This window comes from Nocardioides yefusunii, from assembly GCF_004014875.1.
GTDB lineage: Bacteria > Actinomycetota > Actinomycetes > Propionibacteriales > Nocardioidaceae > Nocardioides > Nocardioides yefusunii.
The window spans coordinates 1581896-1607647 of sequence record NZ_CP034929.1; the positions used below are offsets into that span (position 1 = coordinate 1581896).

The 25752-nt window shown below is 68.9% G+C and carries 21 protein-coding genes; 14 read left to right on the forward strand and 7 right to left on the reverse strand.

The annotated features are described in order from the left end of the window. The first annotated feature begins 75 nt into the window (after nucleotides 1–75). A complete protein-coding gene (locus EOV43_RS07190) occupies nucleotides 76–1803 on the forward strand; it encodes an alpha/beta hydrolase (RefSeq protein ID WP_128220551.1) in 1728 nt (575 codons plus the stop codon). Between the two features lie 88 nt (nucleotides 1804–1891). Here the strand turns inward: EOV43_RS07190 and EOV43_RS07195 are convergent, their stop codons facing one another. Continuing rightward, nucleotides 1892–3427 carry a class I adenylate-forming enzyme family protein gene (locus EOV43_RS07195; protein WP_128220553.1) on the reverse strand — a complete coding sequence of 512 codons (1536 nt, stop codon included), beginning with the start codon at nucleotides 3425–3427 and terminating at the stop codon, nucleotides 1892–1894. Nucleotides 3428–3722: 295 nt separating this feature from the next. Between EOV43_RS07195 and EOV43_RS07200 the strand changes: the two genes are divergently transcribed. The 5 genes from EOV43_RS07200 to EOV43_RS15570 all read left to right on the forward strand — a co-directional run bounded on the left by EOV43_RS07200 (nucleotide 3723) and on the right by EOV43_RS15570 (nucleotide 9193). Beyond that, a complete protein-coding gene (locus tag EOV43_RS07200; RefSeq protein WP_128220555.1) occupies nucleotides 3723–4301 on the forward strand; it encodes a hypothetical protein in 579 nt (192 codons plus the stop codon). A gap of 126 nt (nucleotides 4302–4427) precedes the next feature. Continuing rightward, the gene (locus tag EOV43_RS07205) at nucleotides 4428–5231 is read left to right on the forward strand and encodes an IclR family transcriptional regulator (protein WP_239022259.1); all 804 of its coding nucleotides are present in this window, start codon (nucleotides 4428–4430) and stop codon (nucleotides 5229–5231) included. A 75-nt stretch (nucleotides 5232–5306) separates the two neighbouring features. Further along, the gene (locus EOV43_RS07210; protein WP_128220557.1) at nucleotides 5307–6740 is read left to right on the forward strand and encodes an FAD-dependent oxidoreductase; all 1434 of its coding nucleotides are present in this window, start codon (nucleotides 5307–5309) and stop codon (nucleotides 6738–6740) included. A 144-nt stretch (nucleotides 6741–6884) separates the two neighbouring features. Then, nucleotides 6885–8075: an MFS transporter gene (locus EOV43_RS07215; RefSeq protein WP_128220559.1), complete on the forward strand. Its 1191-nt coding sequence runs from the start codon at nucleotides 6885–6887 to the stop codon at nucleotides 8073–8075. Then, nucleotides 8072–9193 carry an HNH endonuclease family protein gene (locus tag EOV43_RS15570; RefSeq protein WP_206611418.1) on the forward strand — a complete coding sequence of 374 codons (1122 nt, stop codon included), beginning with the start codon at nucleotides 8072–8074 and terminating at the stop codon, nucleotides 9191–9193. Before EOV43_RS07215 ends, EOV43_RS15570 begins: the two co-directional genes overlap by 4 nt. Nucleotides 9194–9341: 148 nt before the next feature. Here the strand turns inward: EOV43_RS15570 and EOV43_RS07225 are convergent, their stop codons facing one another. The 4 genes from EOV43_RS07225 to EOV43_RS07240 form a co-directional block, all read right to left on the reverse strand. Beyond that, nucleotides 9342–10124 carry a hypothetical protein gene (locus tag EOV43_RS07225; protein ID WP_128220561.1) on the reverse strand — a complete coding sequence of 261 codons (783 nt, stop codon included), beginning with the start codon at nucleotides 10122–10124 and terminating at the stop codon, nucleotides 9342–9344. Between the two features lie 14 nt (nucleotides 10125–10138). Beyond that, nucleotides 10139–11446 (reverse strand): DUF4437 domain-containing protein, encoded by a 1308-nt coding sequence (locus EOV43_RS07230; RefSeq protein ID WP_128220563.1) that lies wholly within the window; start codon nucleotides 11444–11446, stop codon nucleotides 10139–10141. Between the two features lie 176 nt (nucleotides 11447–11622). Then, nucleotides 11623–13158: a class I adenylate-forming enzyme family protein gene (locus EOV43_RS07235; RefSeq protein ID WP_128220565.1), complete on the reverse strand. Its 1536-nt coding sequence runs from the start codon at nucleotides 13156–13158 to the stop codon at nucleotides 11623–11625. A gap of 44 nt (nucleotides 13159–13202) precedes the next feature. Continuing rightward, nucleotides 13203–14138, reverse strand: a complete 936-nt coding sequence (locus EOV43_RS07240; RefSeq protein WP_128220567.1) for a hydroxymethylglutaryl-CoA lyase — start codon at nucleotides 14136–14138, stop codon at nucleotides 13203–13205. Nucleotides 14139–14206: 68 nt separating this feature from the next. Between EOV43_RS07240 and EOV43_RS07245 the strand changes: the two genes are divergently transcribed. The 4 genes from EOV43_RS07245 to EOV43_RS07260 all read left to right on the forward strand — a co-directional run bounded on the left by EOV43_RS07245 (nucleotide 14207) and on the right by EOV43_RS07260 (nucleotide 17489). Beyond that, on the forward strand, nucleotides 14207–15415 hold the full coding sequence (locus tag EOV43_RS07245) for a CaiB/BaiF CoA transferase family protein (RefSeq protein ID WP_128220569.1): 1209 nt from the start codon (nucleotides 14207–14209) through the stop codon (nucleotides 15413–15415). Nucleotides 15416–15418: 3 nt separating this feature from the next. After that, nucleotides 15419–16102 (forward strand): isochorismatase family protein, encoded by a 684-nt coding sequence (locus EOV43_RS07250; protein WP_128220571.1) that lies wholly within the window; start codon nucleotides 15419–15421, stop codon nucleotides 16100–16102. Continuing rightward, nucleotides 16102–16680 (forward strand): hypothetical protein, encoded by a 579-nt coding sequence (locus tag EOV43_RS07255; RefSeq protein ID WP_128220573.1) that lies wholly within the window; start codon nucleotides 16102–16104, stop codon nucleotides 16678–16680. Before EOV43_RS07250 ends, EOV43_RS07255 begins: the two co-directional genes overlap by 1 nt. A 209-nt stretch (nucleotides 16681–16889) precedes the next feature. Next, nucleotides 16890–17489 carry a hypothetical protein gene (locus EOV43_RS07260; RefSeq protein WP_128220575.1) on the forward strand — a complete coding sequence of 200 codons (600 nt, stop codon included), beginning with the start codon at nucleotides 16890–16892 and terminating at the stop codon, nucleotides 17487–17489. Between the two features lie 68 nt (nucleotides 17490–17557). Here EOV43_RS07260 and EOV43_RS07265 read toward each other — a convergent pair whose 3' ends face one another. Then, a complete protein-coding gene (locus EOV43_RS07265) occupies nucleotides 17558–18955 on the reverse strand; it encodes an MFS transporter (RefSeq protein ID WP_206611419.1) in 1398 nt (465 codons plus the stop codon). 112 nt (nucleotides 18956–19067) lie between these two features. On the opposite strand from EOV43_RS07265, the gene EOV43_RS07270 reads away from it, so the two are divergent. Beyond that, nucleotides 19068–20750 (forward strand): nitrilase-related carbon-nitrogen hydrolase, encoded by a 1683-nt coding sequence (locus tag EOV43_RS07270; RefSeq protein ID WP_206611420.1) that lies wholly within the window; start codon nucleotides 19068–19070, stop codon nucleotides 20748–20750. A gap of 99 nt (nucleotides 20751–20849) precedes the next feature. On the opposite strand, the gene EOV43_RS07275 is transcribed toward EOV43_RS07270, so the two are convergent. After that, entirely contained in the window at nucleotides 20850–21527 is a 678-nt protein-coding gene (locus EOV43_RS07275; protein WP_164878770.1) for a GntR family transcriptional regulator, read from the reverse strand. A 171-nt stretch (nucleotides 21528–21698) separates the two neighbouring features. Between EOV43_RS07275 and EOV43_RS07280 the strand changes: the two genes are divergently transcribed. From EOV43_RS07280 to EOV43_RS07290, 3 genes are read left to right on the forward strand one after another with little or no spacing between them, the layout of a single operon-like run. Next, nucleotides 21699–22955 carry a flavin reductase gene (locus tag EOV43_RS07280; protein ID WP_128220583.1) on the forward strand — a complete coding sequence of 419 codons (1257 nt, stop codon included), beginning with the start codon at nucleotides 21699–21701 and terminating at the stop codon, nucleotides 22953–22955. Further along, entirely contained in the window at nucleotides 22952–24241 is a 1290-nt protein-coding gene (locus tag EOV43_RS07285; protein ID WP_128220585.1) for an acyl-CoA dehydrogenase family protein, read from the forward strand. Before EOV43_RS07280 ends, EOV43_RS07285 begins: the two co-directional genes overlap by 4 nt. A gap of 5 nt (nucleotides 24242–24246) precedes the next feature. Further along, entirely contained in the window at nucleotides 24247–25752 is a 1506-nt protein-coding gene (locus tag EOV43_RS07290; RefSeq protein ID WP_206611421.1) for an aldehyde dehydrogenase family protein, read from the forward strand.

The following is a 25752-nucleotide window of genomic DNA, read 5'->3' on the forward strand; positions in this document are numbered from 1 at the left end:
CACGCATTGTTGAAACACTTTGCACCGGCATTGATTACGGTGATCGGAACACGGTTTCACGAGAGGCGTCCCCCCATGAGCTCCGCAGCCACCTCCCCCCTTGCTGGTGTCGAGATCGAACGGCACTACGCCACCCTGCCGGCCGGATCGGCCAGCAGTGGTGCCCAGGTCCACTACCTGCGCGCCGGACACGGCAAGCCCGTCGTCCTCACCCACTCCTCGCCGATGTCGGCCGAGACCATGAAGCACTGGATCGAGCCACTGGCTGCACGGTTCACCGTCTACGCCCTCGACACTGCCGGGTACGGCCAGTCCGATCCACTGACCGCTGTCGACGGCGACGAGCCGACCATCGACGACTACGCCGTGCGCGTCCTGGAGTTCGCCGACGCCGTCGGTCTCGACCGTTTCACCATCGGTGGCACCCACACCGGCTCCAAGATCGCCCTCGCCGTCGCGGTGCGTGCTCCCGGTCGGGTGGCGCAACTCGTCATGGACGGCCTGGGCATCTACACCTCCGCGGAGATGCTCGACCAGCTCGACCGCTACACCCCACCCGTGGTGCCGGACTGGTACGGCGGTCACCTTCTCGAGGCCTGGCACCGCATGCGCAACATGTGGACGTTCTTCCCCTGGTACGACCAGCGCCCCGAAGCCCGTCTGGACGAGTCGCTGCCCGCGCTCGAGGACCTGCACCAGATGACGTTCGACCTCCTGCGCTCGCCTGACTGGGGCCTCGCCTACCGGGCCGCGTTCCGTTACGACGCCCGCGCAGCTCTGGAACGCCTCAAGGTCCCGGCCGTGCTGGTGGCCAAGGAGGCCGACCCGCTGCACGGACACCTCCCGCGCCTCGGCGTCGACGCCCCCTCGCTCACCGTCACCAGTGTCGCCAACGCCGACCACATGGCCGCCGTCGTCGCCGCCTTCGACGACGCCGTCGACCTGCCCGACGCACCGCAGGTCCCCGCAACCGTCCACCTCGGCGGGACCACCCGCCGCTACGTGCGCACCGCGAGCGGCACCACGCACGTCCGGTTCGACGGAGACCCCGACGCACCGGTCGTCCTGCTCGTGCACGGCTCGCCCGGATCGGCGGACTCCTTCGACGACCTGATCCGCGACCTCGCCGCCGACCACCTCGTCGTCTCGCCCGACACCTTGGGCAACGGGTTCTCCTCGCCGCCGCACGTGGACCTCGAGCACGGTGTCGTGCCCGAGATCGGTGATTTCGCTGACGTCACCGCCGAGGTGATGGAGGCTCTGGGCCTGCGTGGGGTGAAGGCGTACGGCAGTCACACCGGAGCCTGCATCGCCCTCGAACTCGCGTGCCGACGACCCGACCTGGTGGCACAGGTCGTCGCCGACGGGCTCCCGGTGCTCGACGAGGAGTCGCGCCGCGACATCCTGGCCAACTACTTCATCGACATGAGTCCGACCATTCACGGCGAACACCTGGTGCGGGCCTGGCACACGATCCGCGACGTCCAGCTCTACTGGCCCTGGTACCGCACCGACGCGGTCAACGCCCGACCCACTGCGCCGTCGGACCCCGAGCACCTGCACCGTCTGGTGATGGAGTTCGTCAAGAGCGGCTCGTCGTACAAGTACTCCTACGGTGCGGCGTTCCGCTTCATGTCCCAGGAGCGTCTGGCGGCCGTCGACGTCCCGGTCCTGGTCTGCGCGACCCCGGAGGACATGCTGCGTGAGGGCAGTGAGGACATCGCCGGCGGACGAATCTCGTTCGTCGAGCTCGAACCCGCTGCCGGGCGCGGTGCCGCCTGGGCCCTGCGTCAGGTGAACTGAGCTCCTCCCCAACGCCGGACGTCATCACATTCGGTCGCTCTGGCGACCGAATGTGATGACGTCTTGAGGGGAGGTGGGTGGGGGAGGGTCAGGCGGTCGGAGGCTTCAACTCGCGCTTGACGACCTTGCCGCCGGCGTTGCGAGGCATCTCGTCGATCGCGTACCAGCGACGGGGGATCTTGTAGCCGGCCAGCGTCTCGCGGCAGTGGGCCTCCAGCGCCTCGGTGTCGAGTTCGACGCCGGGCTTGAGCACGACGTGCGCGACGACGGTCTCGCCCCACTGCTCGTCGGGTTCACCGACGACGGCCGACTCCACGATCGCGTCGAAGGAGGCCAGTGCCTCCTCGATCTCACGCGGGTAGACGTTGGTGCCGCCGGAGATGATCAGGTCCTTCTTGCGGTCGACGATGGAGATGTAGCCCTCCTCGTCCTGGACGACGATGTCGCCGCAGGTCACGAAGCCGTCCGCGGTGGTGCACTCCGCGGTCGCCTCGGGGTTGTCGAGGTAGCCGTTCATCAGGAACGGGGAGCGACTGAAGAGCTCGCCGGGCTGACCGGGCTCGACCTCGTTGCCGGCGTCGTCGAGGACCTTGATCTCGGTCATGAACCACGGGTGCCCCACGGATCCGGGCTTGCGGTGCATGTCGACCGGACGCAGGTTGGTGATGATGCCGGACTCGGTGGAGCCGTACAGCTCGTGCACGCCGCACTGCGGGAACGTCGCCATCACCCACTGCTTGAGCGGCCAGGGCAGTGCCGCGGCGTTGAAGTAGAGGGTGTCGAGGCTGGAGAGGTCCTTGGCCGCGATCACGTCGTCGCCCAGGGACTTGAGGCCCTGGGTCATGGTCGGGATCAGGAACGCGGACTGGACGCGGTCGCGCTCCACCAGGTCGAGGAACCCCTGCGGGTTCCACTTGTTGAGCATCGTCACGGTGCCGCCGGTGTAGACGGGCGCGAAGCCGAACGCGAACCCTGCGCCGTGGTACATCGGCGCCACTGCCGCGGACATGCGGCCGTTGCCCAGGCCGTACTCCATCGCCGACATGTAGATGGTGAGCACGCGGGAACGGTGCGAGATCAGCACGCCCTTGGGCTTGCCGGTGGTGCCCGAGGTGTAGGTGATGCAGAACGGCTCGTTCTCGTCGACCTGGACGAGCGGGTCGGTGGTGCCACCGCTCGCAAGGGCGTCCTCGTAGGCGGAGCCGATCGGGGTGGAGTCGAGGGAGAGTGCGGCGAGCCCCTGGGCCGCCGCCGCGTCGGCGACGATGCCGGAGAGCTTGCCGTTCAAGATCACGGTGCGTGAACCGGAGTGCTCGAGGATGTACTCCGCCTCGGCCGGGGTCAGGCGTGGGTTGAGCGGCACCATCACGAGACCGGCCTTGGCCAGGGCAGTGGCGACCTCGGGGAACTCCAAGCGGTTGCCCAGGAGTACCGCGACCTTGTCGCCGTGGGCGTGACCGGCGTCGAGGAGGTGGTTGGCCAACCGGTTGGAGCGCTCGTGGAGCTCGGCGTACGTCTGGCGACGGTCGTTGTCGATGACCGCGGTGGCTCGGGGGGTCGCGCGGGCGAACTCGCGGACTCCGTTCGCGATGCAGAGGGGGGCTCCGCCGGTGGTGAGCGCCATCAAGTGCTCCTTCGTGCTGGGCGGACGTCCGGTGACGTCGCCGGTGGCTGTGTGGGGGAGGGGCGTGTCCTCACGGGTGGGGTGAGTTGCGTTCCGGAGGGCCGTGAATCCGATATCTTGTCCATGAAACACCCTGTATCGGAATCACGTTCCGCTTACTGTAATGCCGTTCCGGTAGGCGCGCAGATGATCAGCTGTGGCGCCCCGAACTCTCCGTCACTTCATCCCGTCACATCACGCCGTCACATCACCCCGTCGCGCAGCAGCGGGACGGCGCCGCACCCCAGGAGTCACCATGGACGTCATCGACATCGACAACGACGAGCACGGCTGGTTCGACCTGCTGCCCGCAGGGTCCGACCAGGTGACCCGCATGGCATCGCTGTGGAAGGACGAGGAGCGCGGCTACCGCGCCGTCCTGGTCGACTTCCCCGACGACTGGCGTCGCGACCTCGTCGGCAACCAGCCGGCCCAGGAGGAGATGGTCTCCCTCACGGGCGCCATGTACATCAACGGTCTGCGCGCAGCCGTCGGTCAGCTCCTCGTCGGCGTGCCGCACGGCACTCGTTCGGCCACCTACAACGACCCCGACACCCGCGTCCTGGTCTGGTTCTCCGGCGAGTCCGGCGGCTGGCAGGACGGCCCCCACGACCCGCCGCTCGACATGGAGGTCGTCGACCTCGTCCCCGGCGTCGTCCGTCCGCCCGCTGAGGGCATGGTCGGTTCGATCGAGGTCCACGAGGACGTCGCCGGCAAGACCTTCGACGTCGACGTCGACCTGTTGTGGCTGCACGAGCGCAAGTTCGTCCACCTCGCACCCGGCGAGGTCGCCCCGGACGCCGGCGGCCTCTGCGTCGTCAAGCGCTGGGCCTGACGCTCACGCGGGCCGGGGGGACGTCCGACGTCGCCTCGGCCCGCTGCTGTCCGTGCGACAGCTCTGTTCGACCGCACCGTAGGAACCCCTGCAGCGCGGGGACTCACGGGAACCGAGGAGGTACCGGTGGCACTGGAACTCGAGGCGGCTGACGCTGCCAAGGCAGGGACGACGACGATCGCGACGGTCGAGCGCGCCGCCGACCTGTTGTTGCACATGGCGTCCGCGGTGGGCCCCGATTTTGGGATCACCGAGCTCGCCGAGGAGCTCGGCGTCTCGAAGACGGCCGTGCACCGCCTGCTCGCCACCCTGCGCAACTCCGGCATGGTGACCCTCGAGCCTCGTACACGTCGTTACTCGCTGGGAGTCTCGGCGCTCCGACTCGGCCTCTCCTATCTGGATCGCGTCGACGTGCGCCGCATGGGGCGTCCGGCGATCGAGGACCTGGCCGACCGCACCGGTGAGACCGCGACGTTGTCGGTGATGCTGGGCGGTCACGAGCGCATCTGTGTTGACCAGGTGTTGCCGGATCGCGAGGTGATCCTGTCGGTGCGGATGGGGGAGCCCTTCCCGCTGCACGCCGGGTCGGCCGGCATGGCTTTCCTGGCCTTCCTGCCCGCCGAGGCACGCGCCGCCTACCTGGCCTCCCCGCGGCTGGCGTCGTTGACCGCCAACACCGTCACCGATCCCGCGCGTCTTGCCGAGATCATCGACGAGGTCCGAGAACGCGGCTGGTCCGAATCCAACGGCACTCGTCGCGTGGGTGCCGCCTCCATCGCTGCACCGGTGCTGAGTCACGAGGGGTTCCCGATCGCCGCCGTGGGCCTGTGTGGTCCCGCGGAGCGGTTCCTGGAGCATCGCGAGGAGTGCGTCGCCGAACTGCTCGTCGCCAGCCGCGAGCTGTCGCGTCGTTTCGGTTGGAACGACTGATCCGGATCCCACCCTCACCGGCAGGTATATATGATGTAGACCGTATGGTCCTGAGTTCACGGAAGAGGTCCCGCCATCAGTACTGAAACGAACTTCGACGTCGTCGTCGTGGGTGCCGGAACCGCCGGTCTGCCGTGCGCGATCCACGCCGCCCAGAGTGGTGCCCGCGTACTGCTGGTGGAGAAGGACAACCGCATCGGCGGCACACTGCACATCACCGGTGGGCACATGGCCGCCGGCGGCACGCGCCGCCAGGCCGAGCGCGGCATCGCCGACAGCCCCGCCCAGCACCTGGCTGACATCAAGCGCATCACCAAGGGCACGGCCCGCGAGGACCTCGTCGAGATCGTCGCCGAGCACGCCCCCGACACCATCGAGTGGCTCACCGACCGCGACTTCCCGTTCGCGCCCGAGAGCCCGCGCATCGTCTACGGCCACGAGCCCTACGACGTCGCCCGCACCTACTACGGCAAGGACGAGGGCATCTCGATCCTCGAGGTGCTCACCAAGGAGCTGGAAGCCACCCAGGCCTCCCACGACCTCACGGTGTGGACCGCCTCGCCGGTCACCGAGCTGCTGACCGACGCCGACGGCGCCGTCACCGGCGTCTCGGTCTACCACGGTGGCGACGAGGTCGAGATCCACGGAGTCGTCGTCCTCGCCACCGGCGGCTACGGCTCCGAGCCCGAGCTCTTCATGGAGTTCGACGGTGCCCCCCTGGTCTCCGCAGCCGCCAAGACCTCCACCGGCGACGGCATCCTGCTCGGCCAGTCCATCGGCGCCGGCCTCCAGGGCGAGGGCACCTACCTGCCCACCTTCGGTGGCCTGCCCGACCCTCAGTCGCCCGGTCGCGCCAACTGGAACGACCGCCAGCGCCTCACCTCCGAGCGTCCCCCGCGCGAGATCTACGTCGACAAGCACGGCAAGCGCTGGGTCCGTGAGGACGAGGAGTCGATCGACGAGAAGGAGCGCGCGCTCGCCAAGATCGACGACCAGACGTTCTGGACGATCTTCGACGACGCTGCCCTGGAGGTCTCCACCGGTGACCTCAACCAGATGATCGTCGGCAAGGAACCCGACGCGGTGCGTGCGGTGGCAGACACCCGTCCCGGTGTCCACTCGGCCGCCACGCTGTCCGAGCTCGCCGCCAAGGCCGGCATCGACGAGGCCGGTCTGCTGTCCACCGTCGAGGCCTTCAACAAGGCCGTCGAGGCCGGACAGGACCCCGAGTTCGGTCGTGAGTACCTGCCCGCCCCGATCGCCCAGGGCCCGTTCTACGCGGTCCGCAACCACGCGATCACGCTGGTCACCTTCACCGGCCTCGACATCGACGCCGAGTTCGGTGTCCGCGACGAGGAGGGCAACACCATCCCCGGTCTCTACGCGATCGGTGAGGTCATCGGCGCCGGTGCCACCTGTGGAAACACCTTCTGCGGCGGCATGCTCACCACCCCGGCGCTGACCTTCGGTCGACTGCTCGGCACCCGCCTGGGCCAGGCCTCGGCCTGACCCGGAACGGGGCCCGGACGAACCGGCGGCGGCACTTGGGCTGACGCGCCGGCCGACAGCCCGCCCCGTTCCCACACCCCGGAGCGCCATCCCTGCGGGGGTGGCGCTCCGGTGCGTTCACGCCTCCACGTAGCCTGAGCGCCCGTGACCCTTCCCCCCACGGTCCCCGCACCACCCCCTGCATCTGACGCTCCGCTCCCGCACCGTCGAGCTCTGCACGTGGCCGCCGCGATCTCCACCTACGACCGATTCGTCGTCATCCCGCTGCTGGTGATCCTGGCGACCGCCTTCGACCGCCCGGTGGCCGAACTCCTCGTCCTCGCGGTGGGCCACCAGATCGCCTACGGCGTCGGGCAGCCGCTCTGGGGCGCGCTCTCGGACCGCTTCGGCCGGGTGAGGGTGATCCGCTTCGCGTTGATCGCCGGAGCCCTGGCCGCCATCGGTTCGGCCGCCTCCGTCGGCGTCGAGATGCTGCTGGTCCTGCGCATCCTCGCCGGCGGTCTCTTCGGTGCCGTCGTGCCCACCGTCATGGCCTACGTCGCCGACAAGGCACCCGCAGAACGACGACGCTCCGAGCTGTCGGGGCTGATGCGTTCCATCGCGGTCGGTACCGGTTCGGCGACCGCCGTGAGCGGTCTCATCGGTCAGTACGTGGGGTGGCGTGCTGCCTTCGTCGTACCGGCCGTGCTCGCCCTGGGAGCAGCCTGGGCACTGCGCAACGTCACCCCGCCGGCGACGCGCAACGTCGTCTCGCTGCGCCAGTCCCTGCCGGGCCTGCGCAAGCCCGCCGTGCTGCTGGTGCTCGCGCTGGTGCTGGTGGAGGGGGCGCTCGTCCTGGGCGGTCTGCAGTTGCTTCCCACGGCCCTGCAGGACACCGGACGTGGCGCTGCACTCTCCGGCCTCGTCGCGGCTCTTTTCGGTGTGGCCGTGGTGCTGGTCGCCGGCATCGTGTCCCGCCTGGGCAGCCACGTTCCGCTGAGCACCACGGCCACCATCGGCGCCGTCGCGTTGTTCCTGGCTGGCGTGGTGCTGACCATGACCATCTCGACGCTCACCGTCGCCATCGCTGCGGTGCTCCTCGCGGTCACGTGGGCGTTCCTGCACAACGCGCTCCAGACATGGGTCAGTGAGATCGACGTGCCCGGCCGTGGTCTCGTCGTCTCCTGCTTCGCGGGTTGCCTGTTCCTCGGCTCCGCCCTCGGCGCCTGGCTCGCCCAGGGGCTCGTCGAGACCGGCGAGTGGCGCCTGCTGTTCGCCGTCGGCGCGGTCGCCTCCGCGGTCCTGGGGCTCGTCACCGTCGCCTGCCGTCTCCGCGTGGAGGCGAAGGCCCGATGAGCAGCTTCCGGAACAAGCGTCGTCCCACCCTGCGCACCCGGTACCGCCGCATCCGCAACCGTGTCCGCGCGCTCGACCGTCGCCGTCGTCAGGCGGTGAAACTGGCCGTCATCCTGCCGGTGATCGTGGCGCTGTACGCCTCGGCCAACTCGATCGGCCTGACCGACGCCGTCTCGCGTGCCACCGGTGTCCAGCTCCCTGACGAGCTCCTGATCCCCGGCCTCGACGCTGTGGGTGAAGCGCGTCGCGCGGAGACCGACGCGCGTCGCGACGCGATTGCCGCGGTGAAGGCACGGGTGGAGGCGAAGTACGGCAGCCGTGCTGCCGAACTCATCCCCGACGACCTCTCCCGCGAGGCGGCGGAGGCCTATGCCCGTGATCGCGTCGAAGAGGTCGTCGTGGCTGTGGGCGGCGAGAAGGGTGAGAAGATCGTCGCGGCGGGGGAGAAGGCGGTCCCCAAGAGCAATGGCGGCGGAGCCAAGGGCACCAACGCGTCGGTGAAGGTGCCCACCTCGGCCAAGGCCGTGCTCGGCGACGCGAAGACGTTCGCCAAGGCTCGTCGCCAGTTGGAGACCCTGAAGGTCAAGGGCCGTGCTTCCACGCAGGGCTACCACCGGGACAAGTTCGGCCCTGAGTGGTCGGACAAGGCTGGCCAGTTCGGCTGGACCGGCAACGGCTGCGACACCCGCAACGACGTCCTGGCTCGTGACCTCGTCAAGGTCAAGCGCAAGGGCGGTTGCACCGTCACTTCGGGTGTCCTGGCCTACGAGCGCTACACCGGCGCCGTCGACGTGGCCTTCACGCCCCGGGGCGACTACGCGGGGCACCTCGACATCGAGCACGTCGTACCGCTCTCCGACGCCTGGCAGAAGGGTGCGGCGAAGTGGCCCTCCGAGCGCCGCGCAGCGTTCGCCAACGACCCGCTCAACCTGTTCGCGGCCGACCCCTCGTCCAACCGTGCGAAGGGGGACTCCGACGCCGCCACGTGGCTGCCGGACAACAAGAAGTACCGCTGCGCCTACGTGTCCCACCAGGTTCAGGTGAAGGCCAAGTACGAGCTCTGGGTGACGAAGTCGGAGAAGGCCGCGATCACCCGCGTGCTGTCCACCTGTGCCTGACGGCACCGCCAGGCTGGGCACCCGCGCTGACATGCCGGCGCAATGACACAGGGCCCCGGATCCTCAAGGATCCGGGGCCCTGTGTGGTTTCAACCTGCGGTGGGCAACCCAGGTGAGTGCGGTGCGGTGATGATCAGTACAGCCGCGATCAGCCGACGTAGCCGGGCTTGATGACGCCGAGAACGGCGGCAGCCAGGACGAAGAACCAGATCGCGTAGACCCACGGCTCGGAACGCTTGATCGAGCCGGTGATGCCGTCCTCGACCTCGGGCGAGGAGCCCTCGGTCATCAGGCGACCGAACGACGGGCCGAACGGCACCAGCGCGCGGCGGATCATGATGCCGCAGAAGATCGAGGCGCCGTAGAAGGCGACCTTGAGGCCCAGCCACTTCGGGTTGGTGTCCACGCCGAACGGCTCACTGGCGATGATCGTGTAGAGACCCATGACCACCAGCAGCGCCGAGGCGATGTAGCGGATCACGAGGTCACCGGTGTGGAAGAAGTGGTGCGAGGCCTTCCCGCTGGTGCGGGCCTCCTGCAGGGAGAGGAAGACCCAGACCAGGGTCGCGACCCAGGCCAGGACGACCATCCACCAGGTGAGGAACGACTTGTCACCGAGCGGCCCGAAGTACATGAGCGTCACACCGCTGGCTCCGAAGAGGATCAGCGAGAAACGGGGGGCCATGTCGCAACCCATCATGATCTTGGCAGCGATCATGCGGGTCTCGGGCTGGTACTCCTTCTTCATGAGGAACCGGGACGAGTAGAAGACGCCGAGGTCTCCACCGAGCCAGTACACGAAGAGGACGATGTGAAGGATGATCGCCACGGTGAACATGGAGAAACCGTGGACGACAGCAGAGTCGCCAGCGGCGACCGAGGAAACCTCGGTCGCCGCGAACGCTGCTTCGGAGAGCAGGGGGAGGATCACTCAGAGACTCCTGATCACATTCCGTCGCCGTCCCAGCGGCCGCGCGAGCGGCTGCGGACGGGCAGGGAGGAGATGATGGGCGCGGGGACGGGGTCGCCGTCCTTCCACTCGACCTTGCGACCCCAGTTGTGGGCGTCGTCGGCCGTGCGGTCGTGCTTGTGCTCGGTGTCGCGACCGGCCCAGCCCCAGTTGAGGTTGATGACCTCGCGCTGCTCGGTGGCAGCCTCGTCGTCGTGCGAGTGCTCGTGACCGTGCTCGTGGTCGTGCGAGTGGTCGTGGTCGTGCGAGTGACCGTGGTCGTCGCTGTGGCCGCCCTGGAGGTTGGCCGCGTCCATCGCCTTCATCATGGCGATGATCGACGGGTCGTTGCCGGTGCCCTGGTGCTTGACCGGGGTGTTCTGCTGGCCCTGGTCGATCTGGAACTGCCACGAGGCGTTCATCTGACGCATGTCCTCCTCCGTACGCCACGGCTCAGCCATGTCGTGCGTGGAGTGCGAGTGACGGATGGCCGGGTGCGGCTGCTCCTGGACACCCTCGGGGCCGTAGTTGACGGCGTCGCCGCCCCAACGGACCCACTCGTTCTGGGTGTACCAGTTCTTGAGCTCACCGTCCGAGCGCAGCAGCCAGGTGGCGCCACCCTCCATGGTGGTGAAGTGGCCGTGCTTCACGCGGGCCGGGCGGAAGAAGTAGGTGCCCAGGTCCAGGGTGCCGAAGTTGTACTCCATGTGGCCCTGGGTGGTGTACGCCTCCTCGTAGCACGGGTGGTGCGCGAGGCGGTGGTCGCTCCAGCCCTCCTGGGCGTGGACCAGGCGGGTGTAGAAGCCGGTGACCGGGTCGACGTGGAGGTACTTGATGAAGAGACCCGGCATGGGGCCCGGGTTGGGAACGGCGTCCCACTTCATGGCCTCGGAGTCGATGACGATGACGTCCTCGCGGGCGTCGGCCCAGCGCGGAGCGCCCTCGACCTTGTCCAGCGGGTCGAAGCCGGCGTCGCCGTACTCGCTGTACTTCAGGATCTTGGTGCCTTCGGCGATCTTGATGTAGTCGGCCGGCACACCCTTGGGTGCGTAGACGTAGCCGCCCTTGCCGATCTTCTGGCCGCCGTAGTTGATCTCGCCCTCGAGCACGTAGTACTCGGTGTTGGCGTGGTGGATACCGGGGCCGCGGCCCCAGTCGGTGTGGAAGTCGACGCGGAGCGAGGACGAACCGTCCTCCTCGTCCACCGAGAGGCGACGCTCGGAAGCGCGGCCCTCGCCGCCGGGCAGCTCAGCGGCGTGCCAGACGTAGTCGTTCTCCTGGATCAACTCAACATGGGGTCGCACGGGCCCTCCGAAGTTCTCAGGGCGTCCGAGGACGCCGGTAAGTCAGTGATCACATCTTATCGGTACAAGTTGTCCAGTCAAGTGCTTTCGATGCATTGTGTCTCGCCAAGTAAGAGAAAAATCGCTCGAGGCCCCGTCCGCGGTTCCGGACGGGGCCTCGAGCGAAGTGACCGGACTCAGGCCGTCGGGGGCTTGAGGTCGCGCTTGACGATCTTGCCGCCGGCATTGCGGGGCAGCTCGGGGGTGGCGTACCAGCGGCGCGGGATCTTGTACCCCGCCAGCTCGGTGCGGCAGTGCTCCTCGATCTTCTCCACGTCCAGGCTGGCGCCCGGGGTGAGAACCACGTGCGCGACGACGGTCTCGCCCCACTGCTCGTCCGGCTCGCCGACGACGGCGGACTCCACGACCTCGGGGTGCTTGGCGAGCACCTCCTCGATCTCGCGCGGGTAGACGTTGGTGCCGCCGGAGATGATCAGGTCCTTCTTGCGGTCCACGATCGAGATGAAGCCCTGCTCGTCACGCACGGCGATGTCACCGCACGTCACGAAACCGTCGGCGGTGGTGCACTCGGCGGTGGCCTCGGGGTTGTCGAGGTAGCCGTTCATCAGGAACGGGGAGCGGCTGAACAGTTCGCCGGGCGTGTTCGGCGGAACCTCGTTGCCCTCCTCGTCGACGATCCGGATCTCGGTCATGTACCAGGCGTGTCCGACCGAACCGGGCTTGGCGCGCATGTGCACCGGGCGCAGGTTGGTGATCACGCCGGACTCGGTGGATCCGTACAGCTCGTGGACGCCGACGGTGGGGAACGAGTCCATGACCCAGTCCTTCAGTGCCGTCGGCAGGGCCGCGGCGTTGAAGTAGAGGGTGTCGAGGCTGGAGAGGTCGCGGGAGGTGAGCGCCTCGGCGCCGAGGGAGCGGATGCCCTGGGCCATCGTCGGCACCAGGAAGGCCGACTGCACCTTGTCCTTGGCGATCAGGTCAAGGAAGCCGGCCGGGTTCCACTTGCGCAGCATCGTCACGGTGCCACCGGTGAAGACCGGTGCGTAACCGAAGGCGAAGCCGGCGCCGTGGTACATCGGGGCGACAGCAGCGGAGGTGCGACCCGCGCCGAGGCCGTATTCGAGGGCCGACATGTAGAAGGTCAGCACGCGCGAGCGGTGCGAGATCAGCACGCCCTTGGGCTTGCCGGTCGTGCCCGAGGTGTAGGTGATGCAGAACGGGTCCTGCTCACCGACGGCGACGAACGGGTCGACGTCGCTGGCTGCTGCCAGGGCGTCCTCGTAGGCGGAGCCGATCGTGGTGGCGTCGATCGAGAGCGCACCCAGGCCCAGGTCGGCGACGGTGTCGGCGACGATGGGGGAGAGGGCGTCGTCCAGGACCACGTACTTCGAGGCGGAGTGCTCGACGATGTAGCGGGCCTCGGCCGGGGTCAGGCGCGGGTTGAGCGGCACCATCACAAGACCGGCCTTGGCGATGCCGGCTGCGATCTCGGGGTACTCCAGGCGGTTGCCGAGCAGCACCGCGACGCGCTCGCCGACGACCAGGCCGGAGTCGAGCAGGTGGTTGGCCAGGCGGCTGGAACGCTCGCCGACCTCGGCGAACGTCAGGGTGCGCTCGCCGTCGATCACTGCGGTGCGGGTGGGCGTCGCCTCGGCGAACTCACGGATGCCGGCCGCGATGTTGAGCGGGGCACCTCCGGGGGTGAGGGTCATCGAAATGTCTCCTGGGTCTCGGGTGTGGTCTCGGAGCGCGCGGCTCAGAGGGCGGGGAACCAGCCGGCGCGGCCGAGCATGGCCGGAGCCTGGGCCAGGCCCAGTTCCTTCGCGATCCAGGTGCCGGTGGCGGCGACCTGGGCGGCGTCGATCGCGGTGGAGGTCGCGACGCCGGACTTGTCGAGCAGGTAGAGCAGGTCCTCGGTGCCGATGTTGCCGGTGGCGCCGGGTGCGAACGGGCAGCCGCCGATGCCGCCGGTGGAGGCGTCGAGCACGGTCACGCCGGACTCGACCGCAGCCAGGGCGTTGGCGTAGCCGGTGTTGCGGGTGTTGTGGAAGTGGGCGCGCAGCGGGATCTCGCCGTCGATGGCGCGGATGCCGGAGACGATCGCGCGGACCTGGGCCGGGACGCCGACGCCGATGGTGTCGGCGATCGCGAGCTCGTCCGGGCCACCGTCGAGGCAGCCCTTGGCGACCTCGAGGACGCGCTCGGTGGAGACCTCGCCGTCGAAGGGGCAGCCGAAGGACGCTGCGATGATGACGCTGGCCTTCACGCCGGCCTGCTTGGCGTCGGCGGCGATCTGGTGCCACGCCTCGATCTGGGCGCGGGTGTCGACGCCCTGGTTCTTGAGGGCGAGGCCGTCGGAGGCGACGACGACGGCGGTGATCTCGTCGCAGCCGGCGGCGACGGCGCGGTCCAGGCCCTTGCGGTTGAGGACGAGACCGATCGAGGTCAGGCGCTCGTCGGAGGTGACCTCGGCGAGCAGCGCCTCGGCGTCGGCCATCTGGGGGACGCGGTCCGGGCGGGCGAAGGCGGTGACCTCGATGCGACGCAGGCCGGCGTCGAGGGAGCGGCGGACCAGCTCGGCCTTGATCTCGGTGGGGAGGACCTTCTTCTCGTTCTGGAGACCGTCGCGCGGGGCGACCTCTACGATCTCCACGACGGGGGTCGTGCTGGTTCCAGTGACGTCAGAGGTCATGGCGGGGGTCCTGTCCACTTGGGAGTCAACGCGTGCAGCGTCATGATATCGGATATATGATTCCGGGTATGACGACTTCCTCCCCTTCGGCTGGCCCGCTGGCCGGCATTCGTGTCCTGGAGACCGGTCAGCTGCTGGCCGGCCCCTTCGCTGCCACCCTCATGGCCGACCAGGGTGCCGACGTGATCAAGGTCGAGGCGCCCGGCATGGGTGACCCGATGCGTCAGTGGGGACGCACTGACGGCAAGTCCCTGTGGTGGCCCGTGGTCGGTCGCAACAAGCGCACCGTGACCCTCAACCTCCGCGAGGAGGAGGGCCAGGAGATCTTCCTGAAGCTGGTCGCCGAGTCCGACATCATCGTCGAGAACTTCCGCGCCGGAACCTTCGAGAAGTGGAACCTCTCCTACGAGCGCCTCCGCGAGATCAACCCCGGCATCATCCTGGTCCGCGTCACCGGCTACGGCCAGACCGGTCCCTACGCCTCCCGCGCCGGTTACGGCTCGATCGGCGAGGCCATGGGTGGCCTGCGTTACGTCCTGGGTGACCCCGACCGCCAGCCCTCGCGCGCCGGCATCTCCATCGGTGACTCCCTCGCCGCCATGCACGCCACCGTCGGTGCCCTCTCCGCGCTCGAGCACCGTCGCCGCACCGGCGAGGGCCAGGTGGTGGACGCCTCCATCTACGAGTCCGTGCTCGCGATGATGGAGTCCCTCGTCACCGAGTGGGACCAGGCCGGATACCAGCGTGAGCGCACCGGCGCGATCCTGCCCAACGTCGCCCCCTCCAACGTGTACCCGACCAAGGACGGCCAGCTCGTCCTGATCGCAGCCAACCAGGACTCCGTCTCCTCGCGTCTCTTCGCGATGATGGGCAAGCCCGAGTGGTCCGAGTCCGGTCACGCCTACTCGACCCACGTCGGTCGCGGCAAGGACCAGGTCCACCTCGACGAGCTGATCTCGGAGTGGACCGCCACCATCGACGCCGAGGACCTCCTCGACATGATGGACGCCGGTGGTGTTCCCGCCGGTCGCATCTACAAGGCCGCCGACATGCTCGAGGACGAGCAGTTCAAGGCCCGCGACTCCATCGTCGAGGTCCCGGACCAGAGCTTCGGCACCCTCAAGATGCAGAACGTCGTGCCCAAGCTGTCGGCCACTCCCGGGTCGATCCGTTGGACCGGCGCCGACCTGGGTCAGTTCAACGACCAGGTCTACGGCGAACTGCTCGGCCTCTCGGCCGAGGAGCGCGCGGGCCTCGCCGAGCGCGGAATCATCTGATCCATGACTGAGACGACCTCGCCCACTGCCGACGCGCAGAGCAAGGTCGCTGACAGCGCTGCCGCCGGTTTCCAGGGACACCTGGGAGCCGGCGGCAGTCCTGCAGTGATCGTCATCGACGTCTGCCGCGCCTACCTCGACCCGGCCTCGCCGCTCTCGGACGCCAACGGTCGTTTCGAGGCTGCCCGTGCCTCCTCGCAGCGCGTCGTCGAAGCGGCCCGCGCCGCCGGTGTGCCGGTGCTGTTCACCCGCGTGGTGCTGCAGCCGGGTCTGGCCGACGCCGGCTTCTTCGCCAAGAAGGTGCCGAGCCTCAAGGTCTTCGAGATCGGCAACCCGCTCGGTGACTACCCCGCCGAGGGTCCCGTCCCGCAGGCCGGTGAGGTCGTCGTGGACAAGCAGTACGCGTCCGGCTTCTTCGGCACCTCACTGGCCTCCACGCTGCGTGCCATGGGCGTCGACACCCCGTACATCTTCGGGTTCTCGACGTCGGGCTGTGTCCGCGCGACCGCCCTCGACGCCCTGCAGAACGGGTTCCGTCCGCAGGTCGTGCGTGAGGCCTGCGGTGACCGCGAGCCCGCCACCAACGACCAGAACCTCTTCGACCTCAACGCCAAGTACGCCGACGTCGTCGACGAGGCCGAGGTGCTGGCACGATTCGCCGCGTTCGCGGCCGCCAAGGAGGCGTGATGAGCGTCGTCGACCTGCTCTCCGAGGACCTCACCTTCGTCGAGGCCGCCATCGCCGGTGCCCCCGGCAAGGTGCGGATGTCGATGCTCAACGTCGACGAGGCCCGGGGCATCCGCTCGGTCCTGGTGGCCTTCCCCGACGGTTGGCGTCGTGAGGCCACCGGCACCCAGCCTGCGGGCGAGGAACTCGTGGTCGTGCGCGGAGCGCTGACGCTCTCGGGCAACGAAGCAGCGCCTGGTCGCTTCTTGCACGTGACCCCGCGCGCCCTGCGCTCGAACACCTTCACCGCCGTCGGCACCCGTGCTGTGGTCTGGTTCACCGGCGCAGGTGGTGGCTGGGTCGAGGGCGACGAGCTCGTCGCCGGCACCGTGACCCTGACCGAGGTGGGCGACGGTTTCGTCCGCGAGCCCGTCGAGGGTTTGCACGGACGCGTCGAGTTCGACGCGTTCGTCTCCGGCAAGGTGTTCGACACCGACGTCGAGGTCGTCTGGTTCGAGTCCGCGTCGTACGCGAAGGTCGCGGCGGGTCAGACCGTTCCGCCGGTTGCCGGGCCCGCCCTGGTGCGCGTCCTGGACTGAGGCAATGCCGGGGCCGTTCCATCGCGAGCGGCCCCGCGTTCCGCAACTGTGGGATTGATGCCCCGACACGCCGTGTCGGTGGCATCAATCCCACAGTTGCGTCTGGCAGTCGCCTGCGCCGCCCACCCGATGCTGTGGTGGGGCAGTACGTCGGAGAAAATGGGTGAGTCCACGCCGACGTGGATCCCACGCATCGCAGGAGCAGAACCATGAGCATCGTCGACCTCGCCAGCACCCAGCACGAATGGCTGGAGGCCACCGTCGCGGGCGCCGAGACCAGTGTCCGCATGTATCCGCTGCACGTCGACCTGCAGCGCGGCACCCGCACCGTCCTGGTCGAGTACCCCGCCGGTTGGAGCCGCCCCGGTGCCGGCACTCAGCCCGCCGGTGAAGAACTCGTCCCGGTCTCGGGTGCATTCGCGATGAGCTCCGAGCGCGTCGTGCCCGGACAGGTGATGGTGACCACGCCGCGTGCCCTGCGCTCCGCGACCAGCGCCGAGGACGTCACCCGTGCGGTCGTCTTCTACACCGGCCCCGGTGGCGGCTGGGAGGACGGCGACGCCCAGACTTCCGGCTCCGTCAGCGTCGTCGAGATCGGTGCTGCCGGTGAGGAGGCGCGCGTCGTGCGTGAGGCCGTCGACGGACTCGTCGGTCATCTCGAGCTGCGCTCCGGCCTGCCCGAGGACGGGCTCGAGGACGACGCCGAGATCATCTGGCTCGACGCCCAGCGCTACGCCTTCGTGCCGCGTGGCGGCATCCCGCCCGAGGTCGAGGGCCCGGTGCTGCTCCGCATCCTCCCGCGTTCCTGATCCATGCAGAAGGGCCCCGCCGCATCGGCGGGGCCCTTCTGTCGTCCGTGCTGGGTGGAGCCTGCTGGTCAGTGACCGACGGGGGCGTCCAACGCGGCGCCGCCACCGGAGGCGAGAGCCTTGGCGGCGTCCTCGTCGTAGGTGCTGCGGATCTTGAGTGCGACCCAGATGCACAGGAACAGCGGCGGCAGCAGCATGAACATGGCGTACTGCAGGGTGACGATGTCGGCCGCGATGCCGATCAGGAGGGGGCCGAACGAGCCTCCGAGGGTCACCAGGAAGGTCAGCATCGCGAAGCCCATGCCGCGACCGTTGGCCGGGAGCACGTCGGCGTTCGCGGAGGTCATGTTGGGCATGGCGGCTGCGAAGCCGACGCAGGCCAGCGCGATCATCGCCGAGCGGATCTCGATGCCGGGCAGGAGCACCGTGCCGGTGAGGCCGAGGGCACCGACGAGCAGTCCCCAGACGGAGACCACGATCCGCCAACCCGGACGGACGCCGTGGTACTTGTTGCCGAGGATCGATCCGATGAGGATGCCGATCACGATGCCGGTGCCGCCCACGGCACCCGAGAGGGTCGCGCCCGTGTCGTCCGCGACGCCCTCGACCTCGGTGAGGAAGGTGGGCATCCAGTAGAAGAGGCCCGCGACGCCGAAGGAGAGGCAGGCCAGGGCGATGGTGACGCCGCGCAGGGTCGGGATCTGCAGGAGTTCCTTGGTCTGCTCGATGATGCCGCGGGTGTCGGTGACGTGCTCAGCCTTGGAGCCCTCGACGTTGCCGGCCAGGTGGCGGTCGATGCGGTCGCCGGTGCCGCGCAGCGGCTCACGCAGCGTCAGCACGAGAGCGGCGATCAGCAGGCCAGGGACGGCGGCCAGGAAGAAGACGGTGCGCCAGTCGAAGGCCTCGGCGACGATGCCACCGAGGATCACGCCGGCGGGCAGACCCATGTAGTAGCCGGCACGCTCGAAGCCGTAGGCGCTGGCGCGGCTCTTGGCCGGGTAGTAGTCCGCGATCAGGGACGAGGCCGGCGGGTTGTAGAGCTGGCCCGCGCCACCGATCAGCACTCGGACCATGAAGAACATGAGGAACGACATCGCCAGGCCGCTGGCGATGGAGAGCAGTGCCCAGGCCAGCACGACGAGCGCGATGGTCACCACGCGCGGTGCGCGGTCGGCGATGCGTCCGGCGGGGAGCACCAGGATCGCGCCGGCGATGGAGGCAGCCGTGGGGATCGCGCCTGCTGCGGTCTTGGAGATCTCGAAGTGGTCGATGATCGCGGGCAGGGCTCCTGCGATCAGGTTGATCTCGACCCGGTCGATGAAGGCGACCAGGGCGATGACGATCGCGGGCCACCAGCCGAAGGGCGCGGCCTTGGAGGTGTTGACGACGACGGGGTCCTTCTTGGCGTAGACCTTCATCTCCAGCAGGGCGGAGGGTTCCGTGCTGGAGGTGGCGGAGCTCGTCACTGGGGGTGGGGACACGTCCTTGGTCATGGAGCCTCTTTCCGACGTCTGGTGATCTGGGGGTCTGCGCTGTGGCAAGATTGATACAGATCGTATCGGATATATAGGAGTCGTTGTGTCGCTTCGCGTTGCCGCTGTTCAGCTCGCAGTCACCGAGGACGTCGAGGAGAACCTCGCCACCGTCCTGCGGATGACGGACGAGGCTGCTGCCACCGGCGCCAAGGTCGTCGTGCTCCCTGAGTTCAGCAACCACGTCTCGTGGTACTCGGGTCGTGAGCACTCGGCCTCCAAGGCCCTCACCCTGGACGGCCCCTGGCTCGCCGCCGTCGGCGCCAAGGCCAAGGAGCACGCCATCTACCTGATGGTGAACGTGACCCTGAAGCGCGAAGGGGGACGCCTGTCGGGCTCCAACGTGCTGTTCGCGCCCGAGGGCGAGATCCTCTCGGTCTCCGACAAGCAGGTCCTCATGGGCTCCGAGCGTGACCACTTCGAGGGCGCCGTCGACCGTGCCCCGTTGGTCGAGACCGACGTCGCCACCTTCGGCCTGTACTCCTGCATGGACGGCGTCATCAACGAGACCCCGCGCATGCTGGCTCTTGACGGCGGCACCGTCCTGCTCAACTCCATCAACTCGTTCGCCCTGGATGAGGCCACCCTGCACGTGCCCGTGCGCGCGGTGGAGAACAAGGTCTGGATCGTCGCTGCCAACAAGGTCGGACCGCTGGTTCCCGAGCACTCCATCCACGCTGTCTCCGAGAAGCTCGGAGTCCCGGTGGAGCGTCTGCACGGTGTCGGTGAGGCGCAGATCGTAGCCCCCGACGGCACCGTCGTCGCGATCGCCCCGACCAAGGGTGAGGCTGTCGTCTGGGCCGACATCGACGTCGACCTCGCGCTCGACAAGAAGCGCAAGGACGGCACCGACGTGTTCGCCTCGCGTCGCCCCGACCTCTACGGCCCGATCGCCGAGGAGCCCAAGGGGCGCCAGCACGGCGCCGGCGCTGCCACGGTCGAGGCCGTCGCCGTCACCCCGCGTGCCGGTGAGTCCATCGCGGACCTGCTCGACGAGGCCCTCGTCGGTGCGCCCGGCCTGGTCGTCCTGCCCGAACTCGCCGCTCACGAGGGTGGGCTCGCGACCGGCGCAGTCGACGAGCGTCTGGCTCCCGAGGCCATCGCCGCCAAGCTCGCCGGCACCGAGACCCTCGTGGTCACCTCGGTGGTCGACGGTGGTCAGCACGTCGGTCTCGTGATCGGCGCCGACGGTGTCGTGGGCCGTCAGGTCCAGCTGCACCGCTCGGAGCGACACGCAGGTTGGGTCACCGAGCTGGGCAACGAGGTCATCATCGTCGAGGCTCCGTTCGGTCGCCTCGGCGTGCTCGTCGGCGACGACAACCTCTACCCCGAGGCCTACCGCCTCGTCGCGCTCAAGGACGCCGACGTCGTCGCTGCTCCGTTCACCGTCGAGGCCGGCGTCGATCTCGACCCGCTGCTGTTGGAGCGTGCCGCGGAGAACCGCGTCAACCTCGTCGCCGGCGGCCGCGCGGTCGTCGACGGTGACGCAGGCGTCCCTGGCGGCATCGTGGTCCCGCTCTCCCCGAACTTCACCCTGTGGGGATCGGACTGGGAGCGCCCGTTCGACGGTGTGATCTCGCGCCCCGAGCCGATCATCGTGGACGCCCCGCTGGTGCGCGCGACCCTGCGTCCTGCGTGCGCCACCAACCGCTTCGTCTCCAAGGGCACCGACGTCGTCGACGGTCGTCCCTGGTACCTGGCTGACTCCATCGTGCGTCCGATCGCCTGATCGCGACCGACGCCCGGCGCGCCTGAGTCGACGAAGGCCCGCTCCCTACGGGGAGCGGGCCTTCGTCGTACGTCTGGTGGTGAGGCGCGGGGGAGGAGGTCAGGCCTCCTTGACCGCCTCGCGGGCCTCGAGTGCGGCGACCAGGGCCGTCTCGGAGGAGTCGAGGTGGGCGATCCAGGCGTCACGCAGCTCGTCGACCTTGCCGGCCTTGGCCAGGTCGAGGATGGTCTGGTGCTCGTGGATGCGGGACTTCGTGCGCTCGGGGCCGCGGTCGATGTCGCGCAGCAACAGGTGCAGGTAGCGGTCCGAGGAGGTCCACAGCAGTTCCAGGACGCGGCGGTCGGCCGAGCCCAGGGCGTTCTCGAGGAACGCGAAGTGGAACGCGTGGTGCACTTCGGCCAGGCGGGAGGCCTCGCGCTCGACGGTGCGGTACTCGTCCATCGCGGCCTCGGCGTCGGCGATCGACTGGGCGTCGATGAACGGGACGGCCTTCAGGACGAGGGCGCCCTCGACCAGGCGGCGCATCGCGTAGATGTTGACCAGGTCGTCCTTCGACAGCGATGCGACGACGGCCGAGCGACCGGGGCGCAGCGAGACGACCCCTTCGCTCTCGAGGCGACGCAGCGCCTCGCGCACGGGGATGTGGCTGACGTCGAACTCCTTGCAGAGTTCGACGATGCTCACCGTCGACCCGGGAGCGATGTCACCGTTCAGGATCGAGCGGTGCAGTTCCTCGGTGACACGGTCGACCAGCGAACGGTGGCTGATCGATCGCACTCGTGAATCGGTGCGTGGGCTCATCGGCGGTGTCATCTCCGGGGTCGAGTACGGGCAGTCCTGAGGATCATATATGTATGCAGCCCCTTGTATCGCCCCGAAGAAGTTCCGGGGAGTGGGTGCCGAGAGAACGGATATCGTATATTCTTCTATCCAGATAGGAGGTGCCCCATGGTTGATCCGGCAACATTCCGGAACGTGATGGCCCAGTGGCCCAGCGGCGTGACCATCGTGACCACTCTTGACGCCGACGGCGAGCGCAAGGGCATGACCGCGAGTTCGTTCTCGAGTGTGAGCGCTGAACCGCCCCTGGTGTCCATCTGCCTGGTGAAGACCCTGTACACGCACAAGCTCATCTCCGAGTCCGGCGTGTTCGGCGTGAACTTCCTGGCCAAGGACCAGATGGAGGTGGCCCGCCGCTTCGCCGGCATGGTGCCCTCCGAAGACCGTTTCGAGGGGGAGGAGTGGACGATCGCCGAGACCGGCGTCTCCCTGCTCGACTCCGCCCTCGGCTGGGTCGACTGCCGCGTCGTGCACGAGTACGAGGGCGGCGACCACACGATCTTCGTCGGTGAGGTCGTCGCTGCGCACAATGCCCGCCGCGCCGCCCCGCTGCTCTACCACTCGCGTGGCTGGGGTCAGTTCGCCGACGTCCTCCCCGACGTCGCGACCGTCTCCGACTCCGCGCTCGTCGGCCTGCTGCAGCGCAGCGGCCTCGCGGCCGAGGTGCCCACCGCTGTCGCCGAGGCGACCGCGGCCGGTGTTCGCCTTCGCGTCGCCGACCTGACCGGCGGCATTGACGTCGACGGCATCCTGGGCAACGTCCCGTGGCCCGCCGACCGCGCTTGCACCACCGTCGCCGTGGCCGACCGCGCCCAGGCAGACCTGGCCCTCGCGGCCGGAGCCGGACTGGTCGAGTTCGTCGTCGATCCCGCCGACCGCACGGCCGTCGCCGCGCTGGTGGCCCAGCTGGACGGCATCGCTGCCCAGAGCGCCGTGGAGTTCGTCAACCCCTTCTCCGAGGCACGCCACGTCGAGGTGGTCACCGCCGTCGAGCAGCTCAAGGCTGCTGGCGTCAAGGAGATCTGCCTGCCCGACACCGCCGGTGCGGCCACTGCCATCGAGGTCCGCAACCTCCTGCAGGAGATTGTGCCGATGGCACGTCCCACCGCCTTCCGGATCCGCCTCGACGGCAGCGACCGTCTGGGCCTGGTCAAGGGCCTGACCGCTCTCAAGAGCGGCGCCCGCGACTTCGACACCGCCCTCGAAGGACTGCACGACTCCGCAGCCGTCGAGGACCTGATCCGCCTGCTCGGCACCCTCGACGTGGACTCCACCGTCGACGGAAAGGCCATCACGGCCCTGGCCGAGCGCCTGAGCACCATCGAGACCACCCCCGACATTCCGACCGTAGGAGCTGCAGGATGACCCAGAAGCTGACCGCCGAGCGTCTCTTCCCCGACCTGACCCCCGCCGAGCGCGCCCGCATGGAGCGCGTCGAGTCGGTCCTGCCGATCATCAAGGCGTCCGCCCAGGAAGCCGACGAGAAGGGTGCCCTCCCGCAGAGCACCCTCGACGCCCTCGCCGAGGCCGGCCTGCTCGGCCTCGTCGTGCCCGAGGAGTTCGGTGGCCTCGGCGGAGGTCTGCGTGACCTCGCCGCCACCACCTACGCGCTGGGCACCGTCTGCGGTTCCACTGCCCTGGCGTTCTTCTTCCACTGCTCCTCGTCCTCGCGCGGCATGCTGCCGCTGGCCGCCCTCGAGGCCGGCCTGTACAACGAGGAGGAGGCGCCGCAGGTCCGCGCCTTCGCCGAGAAGGTGCTCAACCTCATGGGCACCGAGAAGAAGGCCGTCGGCAACTTCGCCTCCGAGGCAGTCAAGGCGTCCAACGCCAACGTCCTCATCCAGACCACCGCGACCCGCACCGAGGGTGGCTGGCTGCTCAACGGCATGAAGTCGTTCGGTTGCCTCTCCGGCTCGGCCGACTACTACCTGGTCACCGCCCGCCGCGACGACATCGAGGGCCTCGACGCCCTCACCCTCTTCCTCGTGCACAAGGACACCGTCGGTGCCCGCCCGCGTGACCCGTGGATCGGCCTCGGCATGCGTGCCTCCGACAACCACGGCCTGATCATGGAGAACGCCTTCGTCCCCGACGACCTCGCGCTCGCCGTGCCCGGTGGCTTCTCGCGTGCGACCACCATGTCGCGCGGCTCGTGGGTCGGCAACCAGATCGCCATCGCCGCGATCTACGCCGGTATCGCCCAGGGTGTGTGGGACTTCGCGATGGGCCGCGTCATGGGCGCCAAGTTCGCCGACACCGGCAAGCCGATCGCTTCCTCCCCGATGCACCAGGTGATGATCGGCAACGGTGAGCGCCACCTCGCCGAGGCGCACCTCTGGCTGAACCGCCAGGTCCTGCTCGAGGCCTCCGAGCCGCCGATCCTCCCCAAGAACGAGGTCGTGCAGTCCTGGAAGCTCGCCAAGGGCGCCATCACCGAGCACGCCCACGAGGTCGCCACCATCGCCCTGAAGATGTGCGGCACCTCCGGTGCCCTCATGGGCAACGAGATCGGCCGCGCCGTGCGCGACACCACCATGGGCCTCGTCCAGGCGTTCCCCGCCGAGCGCGGCAAGCTTGACCTCGCCCAGATGATCGTCGACGGCCAGGGCATCGCCGGCCTCGGCACCACCGACACCATGAAGAAGGGCTGAGTCTCGTGTCCGACGTTGCTGCTCCCGTGATCACCCGCGAGAACCTCGTTCTCCCGGAGTCGATCGAGATCATCGACGGCGAGGTGCGCATCCCCACCCTCGAGCTGCCGCTCGTGCTGGAGGACAACTTCACCGGTGAGAAGCTCGGCCACGCCAAGGCGTCGTCCGACGAGGCCCTTGAGGCCGCGCTCGCTGCAGCCCAGCGCGTGCACGTCGAGGGCACCTGGTCCGGCGTCAGCATCGAGCGTCGCGCCGAGATCCTCGACAAGATCGCCGTCGCCCTGGCCTCGGAGGCCCCGCGTCTGGCTGCGCTGGAGGCCTTCGCCACCGGTGCCCCGGTCAAGCAGACCTCCGTGGTCGGTTTCATCACCTCGGCCGCGTTCCACCTGGCCGCGCAGACGATTCGTGACGGTGCGCTCCTGAGCACCGAGACCTCGGACGCCGGTCACACCGTCGAGGTGCACCACTTCCCGCTGGGCCCCGCCCTCAACCTCGTGCCGTGGAACGCCCCGGCCCCGATGGCCGCGCACAAGACTGCCAGCTCGCTGGCCGCCGGTGCTCCGACCATCCTCAAGCCGAGCGAGTACGCCCCCTACGGCACCACCGAGGTCGGTCGGATCATCCACGAGGTCCTCGTGGCCGAGGGCGCCCCTGCCGGCACCTTCCAGCTGATCCAGGGTGGTGCCCACCAGGGTGGCGTCGCGGTCTCGGACTCCCGCATCCGTGCGGTCTCCTTCACCGGTGGTCTCGTGGGCGGCTCGGCCATCGCGGCCCAGTGTGCAGCGAACTACACCTCGCTCCAGCTCGAGCTGGGTGGCAACAACCCGCTGGTGATCCTGCCCGACACCACCACCGCTGACGCCGCGCGCGCCGCTGCCGACCTCATGACCACCATGAACGGTCAGTGGTGCCGCGCCCTGGGGCGCCTCGTCCTCCCGGCCGACCGTGCCGACGAGATCCTCGAGGCCGTCCTGGCCGAGCTCTCCGGCATCAAGGCCGGCGACCCGCTCGACCCGTCGACCGACTTCGGCCCGATCGTGCACTCGATCCACCGTGCTCGTCTCGACGAGGCCATCGCGGAGCGCGTCGCCGCCGGCGGCACGGTCCACACCTCGATGCCGGTTCCGGACGAGAAGCAGTTCCTTGCTCCCGTCCTCCTGACCGGTGTCTCGGACGAGGCGAGCCGCGAGGAGGTCTTCGGACCCGTCGCGACCGTCCACACCTACACTTCCGACGACGAGGCCGTGGCGATCGCCAACGGCACTCCCTTCGGCCTGGAGGCGTACGTCTTCGGACAGGACACCGAGCGTGCCCTGTCCGTCGCCCGTCGCATCCGCGCCGGAGAGGTCAAGGTCAACGGCTCGACCATCATGAGCCTGCACCTGATGACGCCGCGCCCGGCATGGGGACTGTCGGGCATGGGCGAGGAGGGCACGGTGGAGACCATTCGGATCTTCACCGGCGCCCAGGTCGTCGGCCTGGAGGGCGCCTTCGCCCTCCACCGTCACTGA

What these genes read in the sequence shown, in the direction of transcription:
- EOV43_RS07190 (WP_128220551.1), top strand. Translation starts at nt 76, where the DNA reads ATGAGCTCCGCAGCCACCTCCCCCCTTGCTGGTGTCGAGATCGAACGG.
- EOV43_RS07195 (WP_128220553.1), bottom strand. Translation starts at nt 3,427, where the DNA reads ATGGCGCTCACCACCGGCGGAGCCCCCCTCTGCATCGCGAACGGAGTC.
- EOV43_RS07200 (WP_128220555.1), top strand. Translation starts at nt 3,723, where the DNA reads ATGGACGTCATCGACATCGACAACGACGAGCACGGCTGGTTCGACCTG.
- EOV43_RS15570 (WP_206611418.1), top strand. Translation starts at nt 8,072, where the DNA reads ATGAGCAGCTTCCGGAACAAGCGTCGTCCCACCCTGCGCACCCGGTAC.
- EOV43_RS07235 (WP_128220565.1), bottom strand. Translation starts at nt 13,158, where the DNA reads ATGACCCTCACCCCCGGAGGTGCCCCGCTCAACATCGCGGCCGGCATC.
- EOV43_RS07240 (WP_128220567.1), bottom strand. Translation starts at nt 14,138, where the DNA reads ATGACCTCTGACGTCACTGGAACCAGCACGACCCCCGTCGTGGAGATC.
- EOV43_RS07245 (WP_128220569.1), top strand. Translation starts at nt 14,207, where the DNA reads ATGACGACTTCCTCCCCTTCGGCTGGCCCGCTGGCCGGCATTCGTGTC.
- EOV43_RS07250 (WP_128220571.1), top strand. Translation starts at nt 15,419, where the DNA reads ATGACTGAGACGACCTCGCCCACTGCCGACGCGCAGAGCAAGGTCGCT.
- EOV43_RS07255 (WP_128220573.1), top strand. Translation starts at nt 16,102, where the DNA reads ATGAGCGTCGTCGACCTGCTCTCCGAGGACCTCACCTTCGTCGAGGCC.
- EOV43_RS07260 (WP_128220575.1), top strand. Translation starts at nt 16,890, where the DNA reads ATGAGCATCGTCGACCTCGCCAGCACCCAGCACGAATGGCTGGAGGCC.
- EOV43_RS07280 (WP_128220583.1), top strand. Translation starts at nt 21,699, where the DNA reads ATGGTTGATCCGGCAACATTCCGGAACGTGATGGCCCAGTGGCCCAGC.
- EOV43_RS07285 (WP_128220585.1), top strand. Translation starts at nt 22,952, where the DNA reads ATGACCCAGAAGCTGACCGCCGAGCGTCTCTTCCCCGACCTGACCCCC.